The organism is Salinicoccus cyprini (genome assembly GCF_007713705.1).
GTDB lineage: Bacteria > Bacillota > Bacilli > Staphylococcales > Salinicoccaceae > Salinicoccus > Salinicoccus cyprini.
Map to the genome: position 1 here is coordinate 906,188 of NZ_VMSJ01000001.1, position 21,355 is coordinate 927,542.

Consider the following 21,355-nt stretch of genomic DNA (forward strand, 5'->3'; position numbering starts at 1 on the left):
TATAAGGAGTCGTATTATGATTGATGATTATATAAGATATATGAATGTACCTGTCAACAAAGTGCTGCTCGACAACTATGGCGCACTCGATATCGATGAGCGTGCCATGATTGTCATCATCAGGCTCGTTGATATCCATCAGCATTCGTCTCAGCTGCCGGAATTCACATCGCTTTCGAAAGGCACGACGATGTCTGAAGGTGATATTTCCAAAGTAATCCAGGAGCTGATGCAAAAAGGCCTGATGGAAGTGGAGACGATCAGGGAGTCCGGAAAATATATAGAACGGTTCAATCTTGAGCCGCTCTATTCGAGACTCGTCCAGATCTTCGAAACAAGAGAACCTGCGAAACCTGAACCGACCGAGATACGGTCACTGTTCGAGTACGTCGAAGGATTATACGGCCGTGTCATCAGCCCGAACGAATTCGAGCGGATCAACAGCTGGCTCGAAGACTCGAAATATAGTCCCGAGGCCATCCGGAACGCCGTGGACCTGGCATATCAGAACCAGATCAAATCGCTCCAGTATGTGGAACGGATACTTGGCCAGACAGGCAGGGAGAAGACAGAGGCCAGAGTGGAGCGGATGCCTGTGCGTTCATGGCTGGAAGGAGAAGATGTCTATGATCAGTAGAAAAAAGACGATCGAAATGATCGACAAGATCGATACGATGTTCCCGGACGCGGAATGCGAACTGGTACATGACAATCCATTCGAGCTGACCATTGCGGTCCTGCTGTCTGCACAGTGCACCGACAATCTTGTAAACCGGGTGACGAAAGACCTGTTCAAAAAGTACAGGACACCAGAAGACTATCTCTCAGTTTCACAGTCGGAACTGGAAAATGACATCCGCTCCATCGGACTCTTCCGCAACAAGGCAAAGAACATCCAGAAGCTGTGCGGGGATGTCATCGACCGGTTTGACGGCACTATACCCGGCAACTATGACGATCTGGTCAGCCTGGCTGGAGTCGGGCGTAAAACGGCCAATGTCGTCCTGGCAGTGGCGTTCGGTGTGCCGAGGATTGCTGTCGATACCCACGTCGAGCGTGTAACGAAACGTCTTGGCATTACGCGGTATAAGGATTCCGTGCTCGAAGTCGAAAAGACACTGATGCTGAAAGTGCCGGAAGAGCGCTGGAGCAAGACCCACCACCAGCTCATCTTCTTCGGCCGCTACCACTGCACGGCGAGAAGTCCGAAATGTGAAACATGCCCACTGCTCGAGGACTGCCGGGAAGGGCAGAAGCGCATGAAGAGAAAAGACGCATGATGACGATTGAAGCAATGCATGAGCTGCTGCTGGAGAACGCCAGAAAACCGGATAGGACACTCTACGATGATTATGAGCGTGCCATCCTGATGCATATCGACGGTGTGCTACAGGACATGCCGCCTGATGATCATGACCTTGTGCTGCCGTTCAACTATCATGAACGCATGGCGTATATAAAGTCGAGACCCTACCAGTACCATAGTATCATCCAGCTGAAGGGCATCCATGAGGAATTCACCAAGAAGGTTGCATCATACCGGATCAGAAAAAATAGATCATAAAAAACAACCTATGAAATCTCGGATTTCATAGGTTGTTTTCCTATTTATGCTGCGTCATCTTCAGTTGTCTCTTCTTCAGTCGGCTCTTCGACAGGTTCCGATTCTTCAACCGTCTCTTCCATTCCACCTTCAGCAGTAGCTTCCTCTGTGACCTGTTCGGTCGTCTCTTCCTCGGTTGCTTCTTCCGTGGCAGGTTCCTGTGTGGTCACTTCCTCGGCTGCTTCCTCGGTTGCTTCTTCTGTCTCTTCCTCCGTCGGCTGCTCCGTCGTCTCTTCTTCAGTCGGTTCGACTGTAGCCTGTTCTGTTGTTTCCTCATCTGTTTCTTCAGGTTCAATGATGACCTGTTCCGGTTCTTCCGTCACTTCAACCTGCTCTTCAGGCTGTGTATTTCTGGATTCCCCGGTAGTGACAGGATCATTGGACCGGGCTTCCTCACTGCCTTCGACGGCCAGTGCGTTGCCACCCACCTGTACGACGCTGTCGGGTCTATCGAAATCCTGGCCATTGTACGTACTGATCGACTGCATGACGTCCCTGAAGAACCATTGCGGTGTAATATGCTCATCAGCACCGACGAATGACGACTCGCCATTCTCTCTGTTCTCCATGAATCCTGTCCAGAGGCTCATCGTATACTCCGGCGTATAGCCGACAATCCAGGCGTCTTTTGCAGAGCCTTCGGGCAGATTGTACTGTTCCATGAGCTCGCTGCCGTAGGAAGTCGTTCCTGTCTTGGCAGCGATGTTCAATCCATTCATCGGAATATAGTCGGCACTGCCATAAGGCTCGAATGTCCCTTTAAGCATATCGGTCAGCATGTAGGCGGTATAGTCCTCCATTGCTTTTTCGGATTCATTTTCAAATTCGACGGTCTCGCCTTCGTCCGTCACGACATGACGGATGGACTGTGCAGTATTGTACGTCCCGCCATTGCCGAGTGTTGCGTAGGCTTCCGCCATCTGGAGTGGTGTGAATCGGGAGTTATCCCCGCCACCAAGTACATCATTGAAAGTCAATTCCACATCTTCCTCCTCCTCAGTACTGTAATCCAGACCGGCGCTCTCAGCAAAATTCTCCGGCGCATCTTCCCCGGCTTCTTCCTGCACCGTTTCAAATGTTTTGATAGCCGGTATATTCAGACTCTGTCTCAGAGCGTCACGCATGGTGACAGTTCCGTGGTCCTGCATATCATAATTGTAGATGGTATTTCCATGCCCAATCGGCTGGTAGCCCTCTTCATCTTCTATCATATGATCCGTCCGCCACTGCATATGCTCGATGGCGGGGCCATAGGCGAGGAAAGGCTTCATCGTTGAACCGACGTTTTTCTCGACCAGTGCCTGGTTGTGCATGACCACTTCGCGGTAGTCCCGGCCACCTGATATGGCGACAAGATTACCGGTCTCGGTATCCAGTATGGTGGATGCCATATTGAAGTTATCATCCTGGAATTTCGGATTATAGTAGTAGTCCTTATTGTTGACCATCGTCTGCAGTTGGCGCTGGACGTTGCTGTCCATATTCGTATAGATGGATATGCCGCTTGCAAGTGCTTCTGCGAGCTCCATGTTCCTGAATCTGTCATTGGTCTGGAGCTCCTGCTTCACAACATTGATGTAGGAGGCATATTCCGGATTTTCCGGTTCACTTGATGCGCGTTCTGCTTCGGTACGAGGAATCAGATTGGCTGTAAGATCTGTATTGATCGCCTCATTGTATTCAGCTTCCGTAATGCGTCCGTGGTGCAGCATCAGACTGAGCACGGTATTGGCACGGTCGGTACCGAGTTCCTGATCGACATAGAGATTATATCTGTTCGGCAGCTGCGGCAGTCCGGCGAGATACGCCGTCTCCTTCAGGTTCAGCTCGCTGAGATCCTTGCCGAAGTAGTAGTCTGCTGCCGTCCGGATGCCGTATATGCCATCCGAGTAGTAGATTTTATTCAGATACATCTCAAGGATGTCATCTTTTGAGTATTCCTGCTCGAGCCGGTAGGCGAGATATGCTTCCTGTGCTTTTCTTTCCAGTGATTTCTCTGCAGTCAGGAAGACACGCTTGACCACCTGCTGGGTAATCGTACTGGCACCCTGGCTGCCGAAGCCGTCGGTCACGTTGTTCAGCACTGCTGCGCCGAGTCTGACAAAGTCGATGGCCCCGTGTTCATAAAAACGGTTGTCCTCGACGGACAGCACAGCATCCGTTACATGGGCCGGCGTCTCCTCTATATCGAGGAGCAGCCTTTCCTGTCCCTGGTAGAGGGTGGTGACAAGTTCATCGTTCCTGTCATATATTTTGGCCGGTATCGGATCCTGCAATTTCTCCTCGCTGAATGCCGGAGCTCTTGAAGCGTAATAGGCAAACAGGAATGAGCCTGCCACAAGCATGACCAGTCCGACAAGCACGAGCCACAGCACAATACGCTTGACCAGTGAAGCTTTGGAACGACGGGCTCCTTTCTTTTTTGCAGGCGTACCGTTCTTCGCGGGAGGTTTCTTCCCGCTTCTCTTAAAGTTCTGATCCATATACTATTCTCCATTCTCGAAATAAAATTCGTCGACTGCGTCAAGATAGCTGATCCTCGGGTTCATACCCTGTTTCAACAGCAGGCCTGCGTCTTTTATGTCCTGATACCTGATGGATTTCCGGCCACCGTCCTGGAATGCATCCCAGAAGGGAAGAAAGTGCTCTATCGGCATCAGGTATGATTCATCGTACAATGAGAACCGGATGATGATGAAGACCATGCCCCCCTGATCATAGCACTGTTTCATATGATTGACCTGGTGTGCGTGGATATTGATGAAGGGGAACCGCTGATCATTCCTGGTCTCTTTTGCTTCAAAATCTATATACCTTCCCCTGTACACACCATTATAGTCGCTGGTGGAGGGAACTTTGAAATATGCTTCATCAATCTTGGCCTTGTTTCTGGATGGATAGTCGACGTTTACAATCTGGACCGGAGTCGGCTTCTTATGTATGACCGCGCGACCGGTTTCCAGATAGTACTGGTTTGTCTGGTCGAGATCCTTCTCAAGCGTCATGCCTCTCTGACCATACTTGATTCTACCATCGAATGAGCGGCTTTTCGAAGCAGGCTTCTTTGGCCTCGGTTTGATGCCCTTCGGATATTTCATATGCATCGCCTTTCATTATTCTGTATGATGATAATATAATATTATACAATATAATGGTGGAATTAAACCATTGATAATTATAGGGAGTGTGGCATTTTTGTCAAGAAATGCATCTTTTGAATCATTGCGCGGGCTGCTCGACGAAGTGGATCGCAGATACAGCATGGCCAGGGACGGCTATGAATTCGACTTCAGGACGGAGATCGAACCGTTCCTCGAGGAAAATAAAGGGCTCGTTAATCAGATCGGCAGCATCCACACCGACTTCAGGTTCAATCCGGTCACACGGGAGAAGGTGGTCGAGGAGTTCATGGAGCTCCTGATGGCCTGTCACGAAAAGCGTTTTGGCATGAAGCTCTACAAGGAGAAGTACAAATTCGTCAACATGTGGCTTGCCCATGCAGGAAGGGAAGGGCTATTCCGATGAAGACACTGATTACCGGGTACCGGCCCCATGAGCTCGGCATCTTCAAGGATTCGCAGCCGGAAGCGGATGTTTTGCGGGATTTCATGAAGGAGAAGGTGCGAGCCTATGCCGAGACCGGCACCGAATGGTTCATCATCCAGGGGTATACCGGCATTGAACTGTATGCAGCCGAAGCGCTGATTGCACTGCGGGAAGAGTACGGCTTCAAGTTCTGTGTACTGAAACCATTCCACAAGTTCGATGACAGGTACAAGGAGGACGACCAGGCGAAGCTCCGCCATATTCTGGAAGAAAGCGACTTCCACCGGTTCATCTATGACCGGGAGTACGAGTCCCCGAAAATGTTCAGAATCATCAGCCGGTTCCTCATCGAACACTCGGACCAGGCGATTGTCGTCTATGACGAGGAGGTTCCGTCAAAAACCCGTTTTATATACGATCAAATGCTTGAATTCCAGGTGGATAATCCGTATAATATTGAAAGAATACAATTTGACGAAATCAATGCTTTCATAGATTCCGCTTATGAGAGGTGAAAGAATGAGCGAATATACGTTGAAATTATCAGCAAAAGATATATTCGAGAAGGAATTTGAAAAGTCCGTAAGAGGGTTCAAGCCGATAGAAGTAGATAGTTTCCTTGATGATGTCATCAGCGACTATCAAAAAATGGCGGACATGAACAACAGCCTCAAACGACTTGAAGATGAGAATGCACGCTTGAAGAAGGAAGTAGAGGAACTAAGAATCCGCGTCGCCACCAAGGCGAGGTCAGCCGACAACCAGACACAGAACCACCAGATAGATATTCTGAAGCGACTCAGCAACCTGGAGAAGAAAGTGTTTGGCCAGTCCAAGGTGAATTGATTTGAAGCGGTATCTCGGATAATCGCTATGCACGCATGTGCATAGAGGAAAGTCCATGCTCACACGATTCTGAGATGATCGTAGTGTTCGTGCTTGACGAAGAAATAAGTCAAGGCAGTACGTTTTAAGACGGCTGACGGCTGTGAACGGTCCTAAGTGCTTATGCATATGGATCCAGTAGCTATAAAAGTGCCACAGTGACGTAGCTTCTGTAGAAATGCAGAAGGTGGAACGCGGTAAACCCCTCGAGTGAGCAATCCAAATTTGGTAGGAGCACTTTCCAATGGGAATTCAACCTGCGGAAGGATACTACATTGTAGTATAGACAGATGATTATCACCAATGTGCGAGTGTAACTAGTACACGCCTCAGCACAGCGGTACAGAACATGGCTTATAGAGATACCGGACTAGATACGCTCTCCATTACGAATGGAGAGCTTTTATTTTATAATGATATTGAACTACATATAAACTTCCATAAAAGAGAGAGGGTTTTTTGATGCAATTCAAACTGCTGGCAAATACACCGATGGGGATCGAGCGGGTCGTGGCCAATGAAATCGAGGCGCTCGGCTATGAAACACGGCTTGAGAATGGACGGGTCTATTTCGAAGGGGACGAAATGGCCATCATACGGACGAATCTGATGATGCGTACGGCCGACAGGATCCGCATCATCATCGGCGACTTCGACGTGTCGACGTTCGACGAGCTGTTCGAGAAGACAAAAGCACTGCCATGGTCCGACATACTCGGTCCATCTGCAGAGTTTCCGGTGACGGGACGCTCCCACAAGTCCACGCTCTACAGTGTGCCGGACGTGCAGCGCATCGTCAAAAAGGCGATTGTCGAACACCTTAAAGATGCGTTCAGCATCAAGACCAAACTGCCTGAAACAGGTCCGCGCTACAAGGTGGATATTGCAATACTGAAGGACCGTGCCGTACTGACGATCGACACGAGCGGGGATGCACTCCATAAGCGCGGCTACCGTACCGCACAGGGTGAGGCGCCGATCAAGGAGACACTCGCTGCAACGATGCTCGGCCTGGCAAATTATGATGGCTCAAGTACACTTATCGATCCTTTTACAGGCTCAGGCACCATTGCGATCGAAGCAGCGATGATGGCATTGAATATTGCGCCCGGCTCCAATCGGACGTTCGATGCAGAGAAATGGGATATCATCCCGGAATCGGACTGGGTCAAGGTGCGCATGGAACTCGAAGAAGCGGCGCACTATGACCGGGAAGTTAGAATATACGCATCCGACAACGATCCGGAAATGATCCGTATCGCAAAGGACAACGCCGAGGAAGTCGGACTGCTTGATAACATCGAATTCAAGGTGCTTGATGTCCATGACCTTGAGATCGATGAAGAAAATGTGCAGATCGTCACCAACCCGCCATACGGCGAGCGCATCGGGGAAGCAAAAGCGGTGGAGGAGATGTACCGCAAACTCGGCGAACTGATGGATGCACACCCTTCACTGAGCGTCTACCTGATGACATCGAACAAGATGTTCGAACATATTGTCAACAGGAAGGCGACGAAACGCCGCAAGCTTTTCAACGGCTATATTGAAACGACATACTTCCAATACTGGGGAAAACGGGAGGAATGACCAATTGGCAGCGACAGGAACACTCGACACATTATATAAGCTGAAAAAGGAAATACTGAAGTCCGATAATGATGTGCTTGTTTCGCAGATCGACCATGCCATCATGAAGACATACAAGGATCAGCTCGTCTTTTCATTCATCGGCCACTATTCGGCCGGCAAGTCTAGTCTGATCAATCATCTGCTCGACCAGGACATCCTGCCATCGTCACCGGTGCCGACGACAAGCAATACGGTTGCGGTGGAGATCGGGGAGGCAAGTGAGATCCAGGCTTTCGTCGACCAGTACAGATATATTCCGCTCGAGAGCTATGAAGCACTCAGAAGCTTGAACACGAGGGACCTTGATATCACATCCATCTCGATGAACGTCCCCCACAAGCAGTTCAAGGAACGTACCGTCTTCCAGGATACGCCGGGTGTCGACTCGAATACACAGAGTCATGAGGACAGTGCCAACCGCTTCCTGCTGAACAGCGACTATATCTTCTTCACAGTCGAATACAACCACGTCGAGAGTGAACACAATATGAAACTGCTCAAGGAGATATCAGAGCTTGAAATTCCATTTTCACTGATCATCAACCAGATCGATAAGCATGATGATGCAGAACTTTCGATGGACACTTTCATGTCGCGCATCAAAAAGACGCTCGGCCACTGGAATATTGAACCTGCTCATATTTTTACAACATCCATATATGAATCCCCCTACAATGAAGTGGTACAGGTTGCTGCGGAGATCTCAAGGATGGAAGAAAACAGATCTGTTTATGAAGTGCAGTATCATGAGCGCATTGTCCACAATATAGAACACAGGCAGCTCCAGTACCTGGAGGATGCTGCCGAAGATATGAAGAGCAGGCTGGACCTCTCCGAAACACCCACGAAGAAGGCTGTGGAAGGACAGATCACCTATCTGGAGCAGGCACTCGGCAATAGCGAGATTTCCTGCCTTCACAGAGACCCCGAAGCACTCCGTTCCCACGTCCAGTCTTCATTGAAGGACATCGTCACCAACAGCTACCTGTACCCGCACCAGGTGAAGTCCGCAATAGAAGCATACTTGAAGGTGCGTGCCGGTGAAATACAGCCTGGTGGTCTGTTCGGCAAGAAGAAGAAGATGCAGGCACTCATTGAAGAGCATAGAAATAAAATAGGCAGTGAAATCGATCCTGTCATACAGACCGAGATCAATGCACCGGTGAATGGCCTCTTCGACAAGCTTGGACTGGAAGGTGCACCATTCAGATACCGCTGGAATAGAGATGTGCTGATCGAGGAGGAGATTACGACACTGTCGTCCGCCTATATCATGAACTATCTGGACAAGCTGAAGCGGGCCATCGGATCCGATATTACCAGCAGTGCAATGGAGCATATGCAGCATCTTGAAATACGGGAGCAGCCACAGTCTGCCACGTCATCGGAACTGGCAGAGACGCTTCGATCATACCAGTCGCTGAAGAAGACGCTCGAACTGGTCGAATCCATCGAGACGGCGAACTACAGGCACTTCTATATCCATCTCGATGACGAAATGGATAAGCTTGACCTGACCGAGGCGATCAGCCGGGACTTCGAAGAAGAAGCATCCGATACACATGACTATAAGGATAGCATGGCCGATGGGCGTATCGAAGAGATGGATACCGCCTACTACCGGCAGCTCGTCGATATACTCAAAGATCACCCGAGATACAGCGACTATCGCAGCATCATCACGGATAAGCTTGAACGTATCGACCAGGGCGCAGTCAACATAAGTGTGTTCGGCGGATTCAGTGCCGGCAAGACGACCTTCATCAATGCATTGATGGGGGGTGCCCACTTGACGACAAGCCCGAACCCGACGACCGCAACCATCACTGAAATCACCGGGAGTGGCGGGAGTCATGCACGGTATAAGACAGAAGCGGATCTCGTCCAGTCCCTTCAGGTGATCACCAACCATGAAGGCAGCACAGTCGCCGACTTCCTTCCCTGGATCCGGCGCAGCCGCAGTAAGGTGAAGGAAGCCCATATTCCGTTCATTGATGGCATCCTGTCCCACTTCGATACGCATCAGGTGCATCTCGGGCAGGATATTGAAATGGAGACCGGTGCACTCATCGATATGATCAGTACGGATGAGGAGGCCATATTCATCCATAAGGCATTTTTGTCGATGGATACACCATTTACGGACAGGTTCACGATCACGGACTCCCCGGGCATCAATTCGATCAATGATCGCCATACGAAGGAGACGCACAGTATTATTGCCGGCAGTGACATGATCATCTATGTGTCATACTACAATCATGTATTCAGCCGTTCCGATGAGCAGTTCCTGCAGTACATCAAGTCGATCAAAGGGCCGGATTTCCCGATCATCTTCATCGTCAATGCTGTCGATCTGATGCAGTCGGAGGACGATCTCAAAAAAGTCATGGACTATATCAATTCATCACTCGAACAGCTCGAAATCGAGCATCGGATATTCCCGGTATCAAGCAGGCAGGCACTTGAAGATGGTGATGCGGGATTCGAAACAGCCAAGGATGAAATTACAGCGCTTGCCAGCCATAATGCCTCAAGCATCCAGTACCGGTCCATGAAGGAAACTGCAGAACAGCTGAAGCGTGCCATCGCCAGCAACCGTGAACGGTATCATGACCGTCATGCACTGCAGGCGGAAATAGAAGCGGCCAGAAGCCGGGTGAGCGACATGATCGACCGCTTCACAGTAATCTCCGTTGCACCCACACTCCATCAGGAGCTCGGCATCATACTGTCCCATACGAAGAAGCAGCTGACACTGAAGCTCTATGATCAGCTGAAAAGTTTGATTTCACCGGTGGATATGAAGAATGGCCATTTCCTTTCGGATAATCGTGCCTATCTGACGAACGTCATCGACCAGCACCTCGGCCTTGAAACCGCAACGAGTTTCAATGCGGTCTACCATAAGGCGGAGCGGGAGATCGCACAGATGATCAGCCAGCTGAATGATGATCTGAAGGAAACACAGACTGCTCATCATATCGACAGCGTATATGCTGAGCATGCGCAGCCGACTGTTGCAATCGATGGGTCCCGTCTCACCGGATACGAAAGGCCGCTTGCACGTGCCAGAAATAAAGCAAGGGAATTCCGCAGCCTGCTGCTTGAACTCGCAGAAGCCATTATCGACTCCATCGATGAGGAAACAATGCAGGGTGAGATGACAAATATGATCGACACCTATCTGGCCGATGTGGATGAGAAAATGAAGAAGCAGCTTGTGCCCATCCGGCAGTCACTGTCCGAACCGCTCCCTGAGATCAGTGAGGAAGTCTACCGGGCGGATACAGCGCTTGCTGCGACAATAGAAAATCTTGAGGTGGTGAATGCATGACCATTATGGATAGGACGACTGTAGACGAACATAATTTCAATACGCTCATTCCGGTGGATTGCCGCAATGTCATGGATGATATGACAGCATCACTGGATAAGATATCCGAATACCCGGTAGCGGGCGCCGTGCACATTCCACAACACCCGTGGACATTTGATGGTGATGGACTGAATCACGGAAGACATCCGATACCGGTTCAGAGTGTTGTGGAAACACTTTATTCATCACTGGCACAAGCCCCAGGGGAGATACCGCTTCTATTCGACGGTGAGCAGCAGTTCTTCCATACACGCCTATACTACCTGTTCAGGCTTTATGGTCTGGATGCCATGCTGTGGAATGACTCGATGGAGAGCCTCGCAGAGCTATCTTCATACTTCAATGCCAGTACACCTGTACTTCCTGTCGAAAATATTGCACGTACCGGCGACTACTCAGATGTCGAAACCGGACTGCTCGTGCTGATGGAGGATGTAAAAGAAGCGGTGCATGATGAGGATGTCCTGCTGATTGACGTCCGCAGCAGGGAACGGTATCTCGGCCTCGAAGAACCGATCGACCGCAAGATGGGGCATATTCCGGGCGCTGTGAACATCCCCTATGGCAGTTTCTTCACAGCAGGCAGGATGAACTTCGGATCCTATGAGCACATGCGCCATCTTCTTGACAGTTTCAAGGAAATCATCGTATATTGCGGTTCGGGCATGAGTGCAACACCACCATTTCTCGTACTCCATGAAATGGGGCTGCCGGTGCGCCTTTATGGCGGCAGCTTCTCGGAATGGATAACGGATGATGAAAATAGTATCGAAACCGGGGATGCCCCGCTGAATGAAAGGATCCTGTCACTGAATGAATAACAATATACTTGTAGTGGATGGCATGGCACTGCTTTTCCGTCATTTCTACGCAACAAGCTTCCGGCAGCAGTTCATGTACAACGTCTACGACAGACCGACCAATGGTGTCCAGGGTGTCGTCCGACATGTACTAAAGCTGGTCGAGACGCTGAAACCGGAGCAACTTATCATCACATGGGACATGGGGTCGAAAACTGTCAGGAACGACTGGTATGCGGATTACAAGAAGGACAGGGTCGCACCACCTGATGAACTGATTCCGCAGTTCGATCATGTCAAGGAAGTGCTGGATGCGCTCGGCATGTTCCAGATCGGCATGAAAGGATATGAAGCGGATGACATCATCGGTACTCTGTCGAAGCGGTATGATGATATCATCATCGTCAGTGGAGACAAGGATCTCCTGCAGCTGCTTGATGACAGAAATGAGCTGTGGCTGACAAAGAAAGGCTATACTGTGTACGATCAGTATACGAGAGCCCGCTTTGAAGCGGAGCATGGCATCACACCCGCGCAGTTCATCGATGTCAAAGCGCTGATGGGGGATGCGAGCGACGGCTACAAGGGCGTAAAAGGCATTGGAGAAAAGACGGCTTTTAAGCTGATCCGCGAATTTGAGAGCGTTGAAAACATTCTTATGAGTCTCGATACGCTCACACCTGCCATCCGCAGCAAAATAGAAAGTGATGTGGAGTCACTGAAAATTTCACAGAGGCTGGCCCGCATCATCACTGATGTACCTGTTGATTTCGATTATATCGAGCACAGCAGTGTACTGAACATCTCAAAAACACAGATCCAGACCATACTTGATGACCATGATCTCAAGATCAGCAGCAAGTTCGTCGGGACACTGGATCTCTAGGAGGCGGCCGCATGACACGTGCGTATATAGACGCAGCTGCTTCAATGCAGCCGAAGCTCGCTGCCGGTGCAGTCGTCTTCAAAGATGAGGGGATGAATCTCGAATTCACGAAGTTTTTTGGAGAGATGGACAACCATGAAGCAGAATGGGCGACACTCGAATTTGCTGTTGAAAAAGCGATCGAGCATTCCATCACTTCTCTTATTGTCTATACGGATTCCAAAATCATATCCGACAGCTTTGACAAGGAATATGTGAAGCATCCTGTTTTCAGAAAGTACTTCAACAGCATTTCAGCCGATCTCGGCAAGTTCGATCTTTTCCTCATCAGCTGGACACCGAGAGAGAAGAACCGTCGGGCTGATGAACGTGCAAAGGAACTGCTCTACAGACATAAGAAAGGCAGATCTTGATGATCTGCCTTTTTTTATACGCCAGATTTCGGTATAATTGCTTAAGGAGGTTGAAAAGTGAATATCGAAGTATTGGATAAGATCAACGCCCTTGAAGAAAAATACTGCCAGGGTTGCCTTCTGAAGGAGCTTAACCGCGCAGATGGCAGCAAAACGGCTGCACATAATTTTTGCATACACGAGTGTTCGGTAGGCATAGCCATACGATCACACGGAAATGAACTGCAATAGGAGGATTACCATGGAAATCGTTAAAATTGAACCGACACCAAGCCCGAATACTATGAAAATCACTGTAAGTGAAGAAAAGCAGGAAATGAAATCATCAACATATCGTGAAGTATCCGATGATGCACCTGCATTCATCAACAGAGTACTCGAACTTGAGGATGTGACCAGTGTGTTCCACGCGCTGAACTTCATTTCGGTCGACAAGTCACCAAAAGCCGACTGGGACACACTGATACCGGAAATAGAGAACACATTCTCTTCCGATGATCAGGACGTAAAAAAAAACCTCAGTTAGCGGATGATTTCGGCGCCGTCTCCACCCAGGTGCTTACATTCAAAAACATTCCGTATCAGATCAAACTGAATGACGGAGAAGAGCACCGGAAACAGCTGCCCGAAAGATTCATTGAGGCTGTCGATGCAGCCACCCTCAAAGAGGACAATATCATCCTGCTCAGAAGATGGGAGGATCATGGCACGCGCTACGGGACCCCGGATGAAGTATTCCAGGAAGTCATGGAGGAGCTCGATGCATTGTATGATGCAAAGAGTCTCGAGCGGCTCATCGAAGAAGCGAAGGACAGGACGACGCCGGAACCGAAACGCTACTACAGATGGAGCGTTGCAGACTTTGAATCCAAGCAGGACTGGAAAGACCGGCTGTGGATGCTGAACCACATGGAGACACCGACCCAGGATGATTATGAACTGCTTTCCCTTGCACTCTCGGATGATAAGATGCAGGTAAGAAGGGAAGCTGTCAGCCTGCTGGCAATGATAGAGGACAAGAAGACTCTGGCATATCTGAAACGCGCACTGGAGGATCGCTCGGTGCCTGTAAGACGGACGGCAGGAGATGCCTATAGTGACCTAGGGTATGAAGAGGGCCTGGAAGATATCTATCCACTGCTTGGAGACAAGAGTCCGATTGTACGCTGGCGTGCTGCCATGTTCGTCTACGAAGTGGGGGACGAGAGCAGTCTGCCGCATCTGAATGCCCATAAAGACGATGCCCAGTATGATGTGCGGCTCCAGATGGAGATGGCCATCGCCAGAATCGAGCAGGGAGAGGCTGCACTCGGCAGCGTCTGGAAACAGATTCAGGAAAGGAAGCGATAGAATGAACCCATACGAAGCATATATGAAAGAAATTGCACAACCGATGCGTGACGAACTGACACAGAGGTCTTTCGAAGATCTGACAACAGCTCGGGACGTGGATCAGTTCATGTCCGGCCTCGGTGCAGAAGAAACCGCATTTGTCGTGGTCAACAGTGTATGCGGCTGTGCTGCGGGACTGGCGAGACCGGCTGCAGTCACCGTCGCCGAGCAGAATCCGATCCGTCCGGACAGAAGAGCGACCGTGTTCGCAGGTCAGGACAAGGAGGCCACAGAGCGCATGCGTGAATATGTCGGCCAGGCGCCTTCCAGCCCTTCGATGGCATTGTTCAAAGGCGATGCACTTGTCCACTTCATTCCACGTGAACATATTGAAGGCCGCGACATCAATGACATCATGATGGACATAAAAGAAGCCTTTGATACGCATTGTGCATAATAAAAAAAAACAGGAAAGGCCCAAGCCTTTCCTGTTTTTATTGATGATTGCGGTATTATTCGAAAATGCTCATGGACGTCATATATAAAGCGAGCAGCGTCAGACCGATTGTCATAAGTACTTCCATTGGCTACACCTCAAAGAATTAGATTTAATCGATACGTACATACGTACATTCATGTATTATTATATATAAATAATACAAAAAAGAAAAGGGGAGGATAATATGAATCCTTTTGATAGGGAATACCACGAACTGATGAAAAAAATCATGGATGATGGAAAATACAAAGGGGACCGCACGGGTACCGGAACGTATTCCATATTCGGCCATCAGATGAGATTCGATATGCAGCATGGCTTTCCGCTTCTGACCACTAAGAAAGTGCTGTTCCGGATGCTGGCGACAGAGCTGATCTGGTTTATCCGTGGAGATACAAACATTCGTTTCCTGCTGCAGTACAACAATAATATCTGGAACGAGTGGGCATTCAAGAACTGGGTGGAGTCTGAGGAATACAGCGGACCGGATATGACCAACTTCGGCATCCGCGCACAGCAGGATGATGCATTCAAGGAAACATATAAGGAAGAGATGGAATCATTCAAGCAGCGAATCCTTGAGGATGATGCTTTTGCCGACAAGTATGGAGATCTCGGCAACGTGTACGGCAGGCAGTGGCGTGCCTGGGAAGGGCCGGATGGCAGCTTCACAGATCAGCTGAAGGATGTTGTCGAAAGCATCAGAAGCAATCCGGATTCAAGAAGGCACATCGTCACAGCCTGGAATCCGGCTGAAATCGATACGATGGCACTCCCCCCATGCCATGCCTTCTTCCAGTTCTACGTCAACGACGGAAAGCTCAGTCTCCAGCTCTACCAGAGAAGTGGCGATGTCTTCCTCGGTGTACCTTTCAATATTGCCAGCTATGCACTGCTGCTGCACCTTGTCGCACGGGAATGCAACCTCGAAGCGCATGAATTCATCCATACTCTGGGTGACGCGCACATATACAGCAATCATCTGGACGCTGTAGAGACACAGCTCGCACGAGACGGCTTCACACCACCGCGGATAAAGATCAACAGTGATCGTTCCATGTTCGAGCTGGAATATGAAGACCTTGAAGTGGTGGACTATGAATCGCATTCTTATATAAAAGCCCCGATTGCGGTATAGGAGGATAAAAATGATATCTCTGATCGTATGTCACTCGGCACAGAACGTCATCGGTTTCAAAAACAGCATGCCGTGGCACTTGCCGAATGATCTGAAACATGTCAAAAAGCTTACAGAAGGCAACACCATCGTCATGGGCAGGAAAACTTTCGAATCAATCGGACGTCCATTGCCCAATCGCCGCAATGTCGTACTGACCCGGAATGAAGACTTCTCGCATGAGGGCGTCGATGTCATCTCTAGCATCGATGAGATAGAAGCACTGGATGGCAAAGTATTCATCTTCGGTGGGAGTGGTGTCTACAATCAGACGATGCATCTCGTTGATGAAATGCATGTAACACGCATCCATGAAACATTCGGCGGAGATACCTTCTTCCCGGACTACGACAGTTCCGAGTGGGAACTGCTGTCGAAGGTGGAAGGGACTGTGGACGAAAAGAACAGGTACCCGCACGAGTTTCTGCACTATAGACGCAGAAACCTATAAAGGAGGGGCATATTCTTGAATATCTGGAAATGGCTGTTCATTATCCTGCTGCTTGTGAATGTAGGCATCGGCATCTGGCTGTTCACCATTCTGGACGGAAGCTACGAAGCACCTTCTTCTGAAAATGATAATTATGTTTCTTCGGAATCGGGTATAGAAATAACGATGAACAACGACGCTGTCGAATCCGTACTGAACGAATCCATAAATGATGACAGCCTGTCGATTTCGGTGGATGAAACAGGTATAATGCTCGATGCCGTCCAGGAAGCATATGGTTTCACCATCGATACTTCAATCGAGCTTGATCCCGTATCCACCGGAGACGAAGTGGTCTTTGAAATCAGCAACATCAACATTTCAGATCTTCCACTGACGCAGGACATGCTGTATTCACTGATCAGAACACAGGCTGACCTGCCGGAAGGCATCAGGTTCAGTGACGCTGAGAGGGCATTAATTGTTGATTCCGCAGTGCTGACAGAGCAGCTCGAGTGGGATGTGAAAGTCGATTCAATTGATTATGAGAATGATGAGTGGTATTTTTCTATAACAAGATAAAAGAAATCAAGAGGTGAGTATTTTGGCAATAGCAACATTAGCAGGTGGATGTTTTTGGTGTCTCGTAAAACCATTTGACCAGTTTGATGGAGTGAACTCGGTCGTTTCTGGCTACTCCAATGGTCATGTTGAAAATCCGACATACCAGGAAGTATCAACAGGAACAACAGGACATGTCGAGGCGGTACAGATTGATTTTGATGAATCGGTGATGTCATACGAATACATGCTTGATATATTCTTCAAGACATTCGATCCGACAGATACAAACGGACAATTCGGCGATCGTGGACCACAGTATGCCCCGGCGATCTTCTATCATGATGATGCGCAGAAGCGTACCGCGGAAGCAGTCATCGAGAAGCTCGATGCACAGAATGTGTTCAATGGTCCGATCCGTACACCGGTACTGCCGTACAAGAACTTCTACAGGGCGGAAGAAGAACACCAGGACTTCTATAAGACGAACAGTGCACACTATAATGCCTACTTCAAGGGATCAGGCAGAAAATCATTCATAGAAGAGCATTGGGGGAAAGAATAATGGCAATCGAAAGAAGTGAATCCGAACTGACAGCTGCCGAATACAATGTCATGAAGGAAAACGGTACAGAACCACCGTTCCAGAATGAATACTGGAATCATTACGAAGATGGACTGTATGTTGATAAGATCAAAGGCACGCCACTTTTCACTTCACGTGACAAGTTTGCATCCGACTGCGGATGGCCAAGCTTTGCAAAGTCGATTTCGGAAGATGTTTCAGAGCACTTCGATGATTCATTCGGTATGCGCCGTACGGAGGTCAGAAGCGAAACTTCGGACAGCCATCTTGGCCACGTGTTTGAAGATGGTCCGAAGGAACTCGGCGGACTGCGCTACTGCATCAACTCGGCAGCACTCGAGTTTGTACCGAAAGATGATCTTGAAGAAAAAGGGTACGGCGAATACTTGAAGTACTTCAACTAGGCATCATAAAAATTAATATGGACAGGGGAGAGAACACATGTTTAAAAATTTATTCGGCAAAAAGAACGATGCAGATAAAGAGCTCAAAATCACAAGTCCTTTGAATGGAAAATATGTTAAACTGGAAGACATTCCAGATCCTGTTTTTGCTGAGAAGATGATGGGGGAAGGGTTCGGTGTCGAGCCGACGGATGGCGAAGTGGTCGCTCCTGTCTCCGGTACCATCATGCAGGTCTTCCCAACGAACCATGCAATCGGCATCAAGACAGACAATGATATTGAACTGCTCATCCACATCGGACTCGAAACTGTTGCAATGGAAGGCAAAGGGTTTGAAGGCCATGTTTCTGAAGGAGACAAAGTTGAACAGGGGGACAAGCTTGTCACATTCGATATGGATCTGGTCAAGTCGGAAGCGAACAGCACAATTTCCCCTGTCATCATAACCAACAGTGACACGCTCGAATCTTTCAATATTGAGGAAGTCAGCAGCCTGAATCGGGCAGATACGGTTGTTGCAATTGCGTCTGTAAAATAATGAAGAACTATTCTTTCTACCAGTATATCAAGACAAGAAGAGGGGAAGCTTCGCCGACCGGCCGGTTGGCGGGCTTCATCATGGAGGATCCCATGTTTCCCAAGTATTCAGGCGACTACCTTGAAATTTCGGAATACCTTGAGGAGAACCCTTATGAAGACATGCCGCTTTCCCATTATGATTCAGCTTTTGATGACTATCAGAACTGGCTGGCGCACTAGCCCGACATTCATACCAACTAAAGGAGATTATTATCCATGAGTATCCACATCAATGCAAACAAGGGCGATATCGCAGAAACGATTCTGCTGCCTGGAGATCCACTAAGAGCCAAATATATTGCAGAAACTTTTCTTGATGACGTTGTCTGCTACAATGAAGTCCGTAATATGCTTGGTTTCACAGGCTATTACAAAGGCAAGCGCATCTCTGTACAGGGGACCGGCATGGGTGTTCCATCCATCTCCATCTACATTCACGAACTCATGGCTGAATATGGTGTCAAAAACCTGATCCGCGTCGGCACATGCGGTGCCATACAGAAAGATGTGGAAGTCAGGGACGTCATTCTGGCACAGAGCGCGTCCAGCGACTCATATCAGAACAGAAAACTATTCAACAATATCGAATACGCACCAACTTCAGACTTCGAGCTGCTGCTTTCAAGCTATAATGAAGCGAAGAAAAAAGGATTGAACGTCAAAGTCGGCAACGTATTCACAGCGGACTCCTTCTACGATGAAAATGGCAACATCGAGCAGCTTGCAGAGTACGGTGTCCTGGCTCTGGAAATGGAGTCCAGTGCACTCTTTACAATCAGCAAAAAGTTTGATGCAAGAGCACTCTCCATCCTTACCGTGTCGGACCACGTCCTTACCGGAGAAGCCACTTCAAGCGAAGAACGTCAGACCACTTTCAATGAAATGATTGAAGTGGCGCTCGATGCAAGCCTCCCATTTGCAGAAGAAACTGAATAGTATACAGCAGGAACAGTGCCGGGCACTGTTCTTTTTCTTTAATTTTCAAGCTTAAACTGGTAAACTGAAACTTAATTATCCAAGCAGAAATTAGGTGTATGTTTTGAGCGAAGAAAACGAGCGTCATGAGTCCAGGTTTGGAGAGGGACGACGTATCAATATCAATTTTTTCTGGTTTATAGTAATCATATTGACATCAATCATTGCCACAGCTGTCATTACAGCACTCAGCCTCGAAGCCGGGTCCGAGAAGGCTGTCAATGTCGGAACGGATACGCGGAGCGAGTTTGCCAAACTCTATAACGTGTATGACACGATCAATGCCAACTATTATGAAGAAGTCGATCGTGAGGCGCTGATCGAATCTTCAATACAGGGCATGGTCGAAGGGCTCGATGATCCATACAGCGAATACATGAACAACGAAGAGCTGGCACAATTCCAGGAATCTGTAACCGGCGATTTCGAAGGCATTGGGGCCGAAGTGATGCAGGAAGGCAACCGTGTCATCATCACATCCCCGATGCGCGGCTCTCCAGCTGAGGAAGCCGGGCTTGAACCGGGAGATGAGATCATTGCAGTGGATGGCGAATCCATTGAAGGATGGACTACCCAGGAAGCTGTCCAGCTGATACGTGGAGAAAAAGGTACGGACGTTGTCCTGACCATTGTCAGAGGTGAAGGCGATCCGATGGAAGTGACGATTACAAGAGATACGATACACCTCGACAGTGTGACTTATGAAGAAGTGGAAGGTGTCGGCCATATCAGCATCAACCGCTTCCAGGAAGGAACGACTGAGGAGTTCGAGAACATGCTCAATACGGCATCTGAAGATGGCGTAGAGGATATCATCATCGATTTCAGGTACAATCCGGGCGGACTTCTGGATGAAGCTGTCAGCATGATCAACCAGTTCATCGGGCAGAATGAAACGGTACTCTATCTGGAAGATAATGGTGGAGAACGCACTGAAATAAAGACAAGTGATGAGAAGAATCCGAACACTGACGACTTCAACGTCCATATCCTGATCAATGAAGGTTCTGCAAGCGCCTCTGAAGTATTTGCAGGCGCGCTGGATGATCTGACGGATGCCACCATTGCAGGCACACAGTCCTTCGGTAAGGGTGTTGTACAGCGCACAGTCGAACTTGGTGATGACTCCCTTCTGAAGTATACGAATACGAAATGGCTGACACCGGATGGCAGCTGGGTGCATGGCGAAGGTATCACGCCGGATGTGCAGCTTGTGAACCCGGACTACTACAGGGTGGAAATGCTGAACCCTGAAGAAGTGTATACTGAAGATGTCAGCAACGAAACAGTACCATCCATCAAAGTGGCGCTGGACACGCTCGGTTATGAAGTTGATGATTTCAACGAAACATTCGATGCATCATTGACCGAAGCAGTAGAATCGTTCCAGGCAGATCATGATCTTGAGCAGAGTGGCGATGTCACTGGTGAAACTTCCACTGCATTGATGAGTGACCTCAGGGACTACATCAACAGCAATGATGCCCAGCTCAACTATCTGATCGACTATATCAATGGCGACTATACTGAAAAAGAAATAGAAGCATACGCAGATGAACGTGCACAGCATCTGGAGATCGAGGAACGTGAAAATCACGCAGAGCAGGATGCAGGCAATGAAGAGGAACCGACAGAAGAATAGCAGTCAGGCCGTATGGACATCATGTT

General features: G+C 48.9%; 26 protein-coding genes and 1 other RNA gene. 25 read left to right on the plus strand and 2 right to left on the minus strand.

Going from position 1 to position 21,355, the window contains the following annotated elements; all coding sequences use genetic code 11:
- Positions 1 to 16: 16 nt before the first annotated feature.
- The 3 genes from FO441_RS04535 to FO441_RS04545 are packed head-to-tail and all read left to right on the plus strand — an operon-like array spanning position 17 to position 1,564.
- Entirely contained in the window at positions 17 to 637 is a 621-nt protein-coding gene (locus FO441_RS04535) for a DnaD domain-containing protein (RefSeq protein WP_145286397.1), read from the plus strand.
- Positions 627 to 1,280 (plus strand): endonuclease III, encoded by a 654-nt coding sequence (nth, locus tag FO441_RS04540; protein ID WP_145286400.1) that lies wholly within the window; start codon positions 627 to 629, stop codon positions 1,278 to 1,280. The genes FO441_RS04535 and nth overlap by 11 nt, the downstream gene beginning before the upstream one ends.
- Entirely contained in the window at positions 1,277 to 1,564 is a 288-nt protein-coding gene (locus FO441_RS04545; protein WP_145286404.1) for a YpoC family protein, read from the plus strand. Before nth ends, FO441_RS04545 begins: the two co-directional genes overlap by 4 nt.
- 44 nt (positions 1,565 to 1,608) lie before the next feature.
- Here FO441_RS04545 and FO441_RS04550 read toward each other — a convergent pair whose 3' ends face one another.
- The gene (locus tag FO441_RS04550; RefSeq protein ID WP_145286407.1) at positions 1,609 to 4,086 is read right to left on the minus strand and encodes a transglycosylase domain-containing protein; all 2,478 of its coding nucleotides are present in this window, start codon (positions 4,084 to 4,086) and stop codon (positions 1,609 to 1,611) included.
- Positions 4,087 to 4,089: 3 nt separating this feature from the next.
- A complete protein-coding gene (recU, locus tag FO441_RS04555; RefSeq protein WP_145286410.1) occupies positions 4,090 to 4,701 on the minus strand; it encodes a Holliday junction resolvase RecU in 612 nt (203 codons plus the stop codon).
- A 97-nt stretch (positions 4,702 to 4,798) separates the two neighbouring features.
- Between recU and FO441_RS04560 the strand changes: the two genes are divergently transcribed.
- From FO441_RS04560 to FO441_RS04660, 22 genes are all read left to right on the plus strand, one after another.
- On the plus strand, positions 4,799 to 5,128 hold the full coding sequence (locus FO441_RS04560) for a DUF1798 family protein (protein ID WP_145286413.1): 330 nt from the start codon (positions 4,799 to 4,801) through the stop codon (positions 5,126 to 5,128).
- On the plus strand, positions 5,125 to 5,664 hold the full coding sequence (locus FO441_RS04565) for an SLOG family protein (protein WP_145286416.1): 540 nt from the start codon (positions 5,125 to 5,127) through the stop codon (positions 5,662 to 5,664). Before FO441_RS04560 ends, FO441_RS04565 begins: the two co-directional genes overlap by 4 nt.
- 4 nt (positions 5,665 to 5,668) lie before the next feature.
- On the plus strand, positions 5,669 to 5,995 hold the full coding sequence (gene gpsB, locus FO441_RS04570; RefSeq protein ID WP_145286419.1) for a cell division regulator GpsB: 327 nt from the start codon (positions 5,669 to 5,671) through the stop codon (positions 5,993 to 5,995).
- Positions 5,996 to 6,005: 10 nt separating this feature from the next.
- Positions 6,006 to 6,396, plus strand: an RNA gene (gene rnpB, locus FO441_RS04575) — RNase P RNA component class B.
- Positions 6,397 to 6,496: 100 nt separating this feature from the next.
- Positions 6,497 to 7,624, plus strand: coding sequence for a THUMP domain-containing class I SAM-dependent RNA methyltransferase (locus tag FO441_RS04580; protein WP_145286422.1), 1,128 nt, complete (start codon positions 6,497 to 6,499; stop codon positions 7,622 to 7,624).
- A gap of 4 nt (positions 7,625 to 7,628) precedes the next feature.
- Positions 7,629 to 11,003 (plus strand): dynamin family protein, encoded by a 3,375-nt coding sequence (locus FO441_RS04585; protein ID WP_145286425.1) that lies wholly within the window; start codon positions 7,629 to 7,631, stop codon positions 11,001 to 11,003.
- Positions 11,000 to 11,866 (plus strand): sulfurtransferase, encoded by an 867-nt coding sequence (locus FO441_RS04590; protein WP_246095003.1) that lies wholly within the window; start codon positions 11,000 to 11,002, stop codon positions 11,864 to 11,866. Before FO441_RS04585 ends, FO441_RS04590 begins: the two co-directional genes overlap by 4 nt.
- The gene (locus FO441_RS04595; RefSeq protein WP_145286429.1) at positions 11,859 to 12,731 is read left to right on the plus strand and encodes a 5'-3' exonuclease; all 873 of its coding nucleotides are present in this window, start codon (positions 11,859 to 11,861) and stop codon (positions 12,729 to 12,731) included. The genes FO441_RS04590 and FO441_RS04595 overlap by 8 nt, the downstream gene beginning before the upstream one ends.
- 11 nt (positions 12,732 to 12,742) lie before the next feature.
- Positions 12,743 to 13,144 carry a ribonuclease HI family protein gene (locus FO441_RS04600; RefSeq protein WP_145286432.1) on the plus strand — a complete coding sequence of 134 codons (402 nt, stop codon included), beginning with the start codon at positions 12,743 to 12,745 and terminating at the stop codon, positions 13,142 to 13,144.
- 57 nt (positions 13,145 to 13,201) lie between these two features.
- On the plus strand, positions 13,202 to 13,375 hold the full coding sequence (locus FO441_RS04605; protein WP_145286435.1) for a zinc-finger domain-containing protein: 174 nt from the start codon (positions 13,202 to 13,204) through the stop codon (positions 13,373 to 13,375).
- A gap of 10 nt (positions 13,376 to 13,385) precedes the next feature.
- Positions 13,386 to 13,670, plus strand: a complete 285-nt coding sequence (locus FO441_RS12680) for a NifU N-terminal domain-containing protein (RefSeq protein WP_237604791.1) — start codon at positions 13,386 to 13,388, stop codon at positions 13,668 to 13,670.
- A 29-nt stretch (positions 13,671 to 13,699) separates the two neighbouring features.
- A complete protein-coding gene (locus tag FO441_RS04610) occupies positions 13,700 to 14,494 on the plus strand; it encodes a virulence factor (protein WP_246095005.1) in 795 nt (264 codons plus the stop codon).
- A gap of 1 nt (position 14,495) precedes the next feature.
- On the plus strand, positions 14,496 to 14,933 hold the full coding sequence (locus tag FO441_RS04615) for a BrxA/BrxB family bacilliredoxin (protein ID WP_145286438.1): 438 nt from the start codon (positions 14,496 to 14,498) through the stop codon (positions 14,931 to 14,933).
- Between the two features lie 226 nt (positions 14,934 to 15,159).
- Complete coding sequence (locus FO441_RS04620) at positions 15,160 to 16,113, plus strand: thymidylate synthase (protein WP_145286442.1); 954 nt, start codon at positions 15,160 to 15,162, stop codon at positions 16,111 to 16,113.
- 10 nt (positions 16,114 to 16,123) lie between these two features.
- On the plus strand, positions 16,124 to 16,603 hold the full coding sequence (locus tag FO441_RS04625) for a dihydrofolate reductase (protein WP_145286445.1): 480 nt from the start codon (positions 16,124 to 16,126) through the stop codon (positions 16,601 to 16,603).
- 15 nt (positions 16,604 to 16,618) lie between these two features.
- The gene (locus FO441_RS04630) at positions 16,619 to 17,164 is read left to right on the plus strand and encodes a DUF2140 family protein (RefSeq protein ID WP_145286447.1); all 546 of its coding nucleotides are present in this window, start codon (positions 16,619 to 16,621) and stop codon (positions 17,162 to 17,164) included.
- Between the two features lie 22 nt (positions 17,165 to 17,186).
- Positions 17,187 to 17,708, plus strand: coding sequence for a peptide-methionine (S)-S-oxide reductase MsrA (gene msrA / locus FO441_RS04635; protein WP_145286450.1), 522 nt, complete (start codon positions 17,187 to 17,189; stop codon positions 17,706 to 17,708).
- On the plus strand, positions 17,708 to 18,133 hold the full coding sequence (gene msrB, locus FO441_RS04640; RefSeq protein ID WP_145286453.1) for a peptide-methionine (R)-S-oxide reductase MsrB: 426 nt from the start codon (positions 17,708 to 17,710) through the stop codon (positions 18,131 to 18,133). The genes msrA and msrB overlap by 1 nt, the downstream gene beginning before the upstream one ends.
- Before the next feature lie 37 nt (positions 18,134 to 18,170).
- Positions 18,171 to 18,671: a PTS sugar transporter subunit IIA gene (locus FO441_RS04645; RefSeq protein ID WP_145286456.1), complete on the plus strand. Its 501-nt coding sequence runs from the start codon at positions 18,171 to 18,173 to the stop codon at positions 18,669 to 18,671.
- On the plus strand, positions 18,671 to 18,892 hold the full coding sequence (locus tag FO441_RS04650) for a YozE family protein (protein ID WP_145286459.1): 222 nt from the start codon (positions 18,671 to 18,673) through the stop codon (positions 18,890 to 18,892). Before FO441_RS04645 ends, FO441_RS04650 begins: the two co-directional genes overlap by 1 nt.
- 36 nt (positions 18,893 to 18,928) lie before the next feature.
- Positions 18,929 to 19,648: a purine-nucleoside phosphorylase gene (deoD, locus tag FO441_RS04655; RefSeq protein WP_145286462.1), complete on the plus strand. Its 720-nt coding sequence runs from the start codon at positions 18,929 to 18,931 to the stop codon at positions 19,646 to 19,648.
- Between the two features lie 103 nt (positions 19,649 to 19,751).
- Positions 19,752 to 21,329: a S41 family peptidase gene (locus FO441_RS04660; RefSeq protein ID WP_145286465.1), complete on the plus strand. Its 1,578-nt coding sequence runs from the start codon at positions 19,752 to 19,754 to the stop codon at positions 21,327 to 21,329.
- Positions 21,330 to 21,355 lie beyond the last annotated feature (26 nt).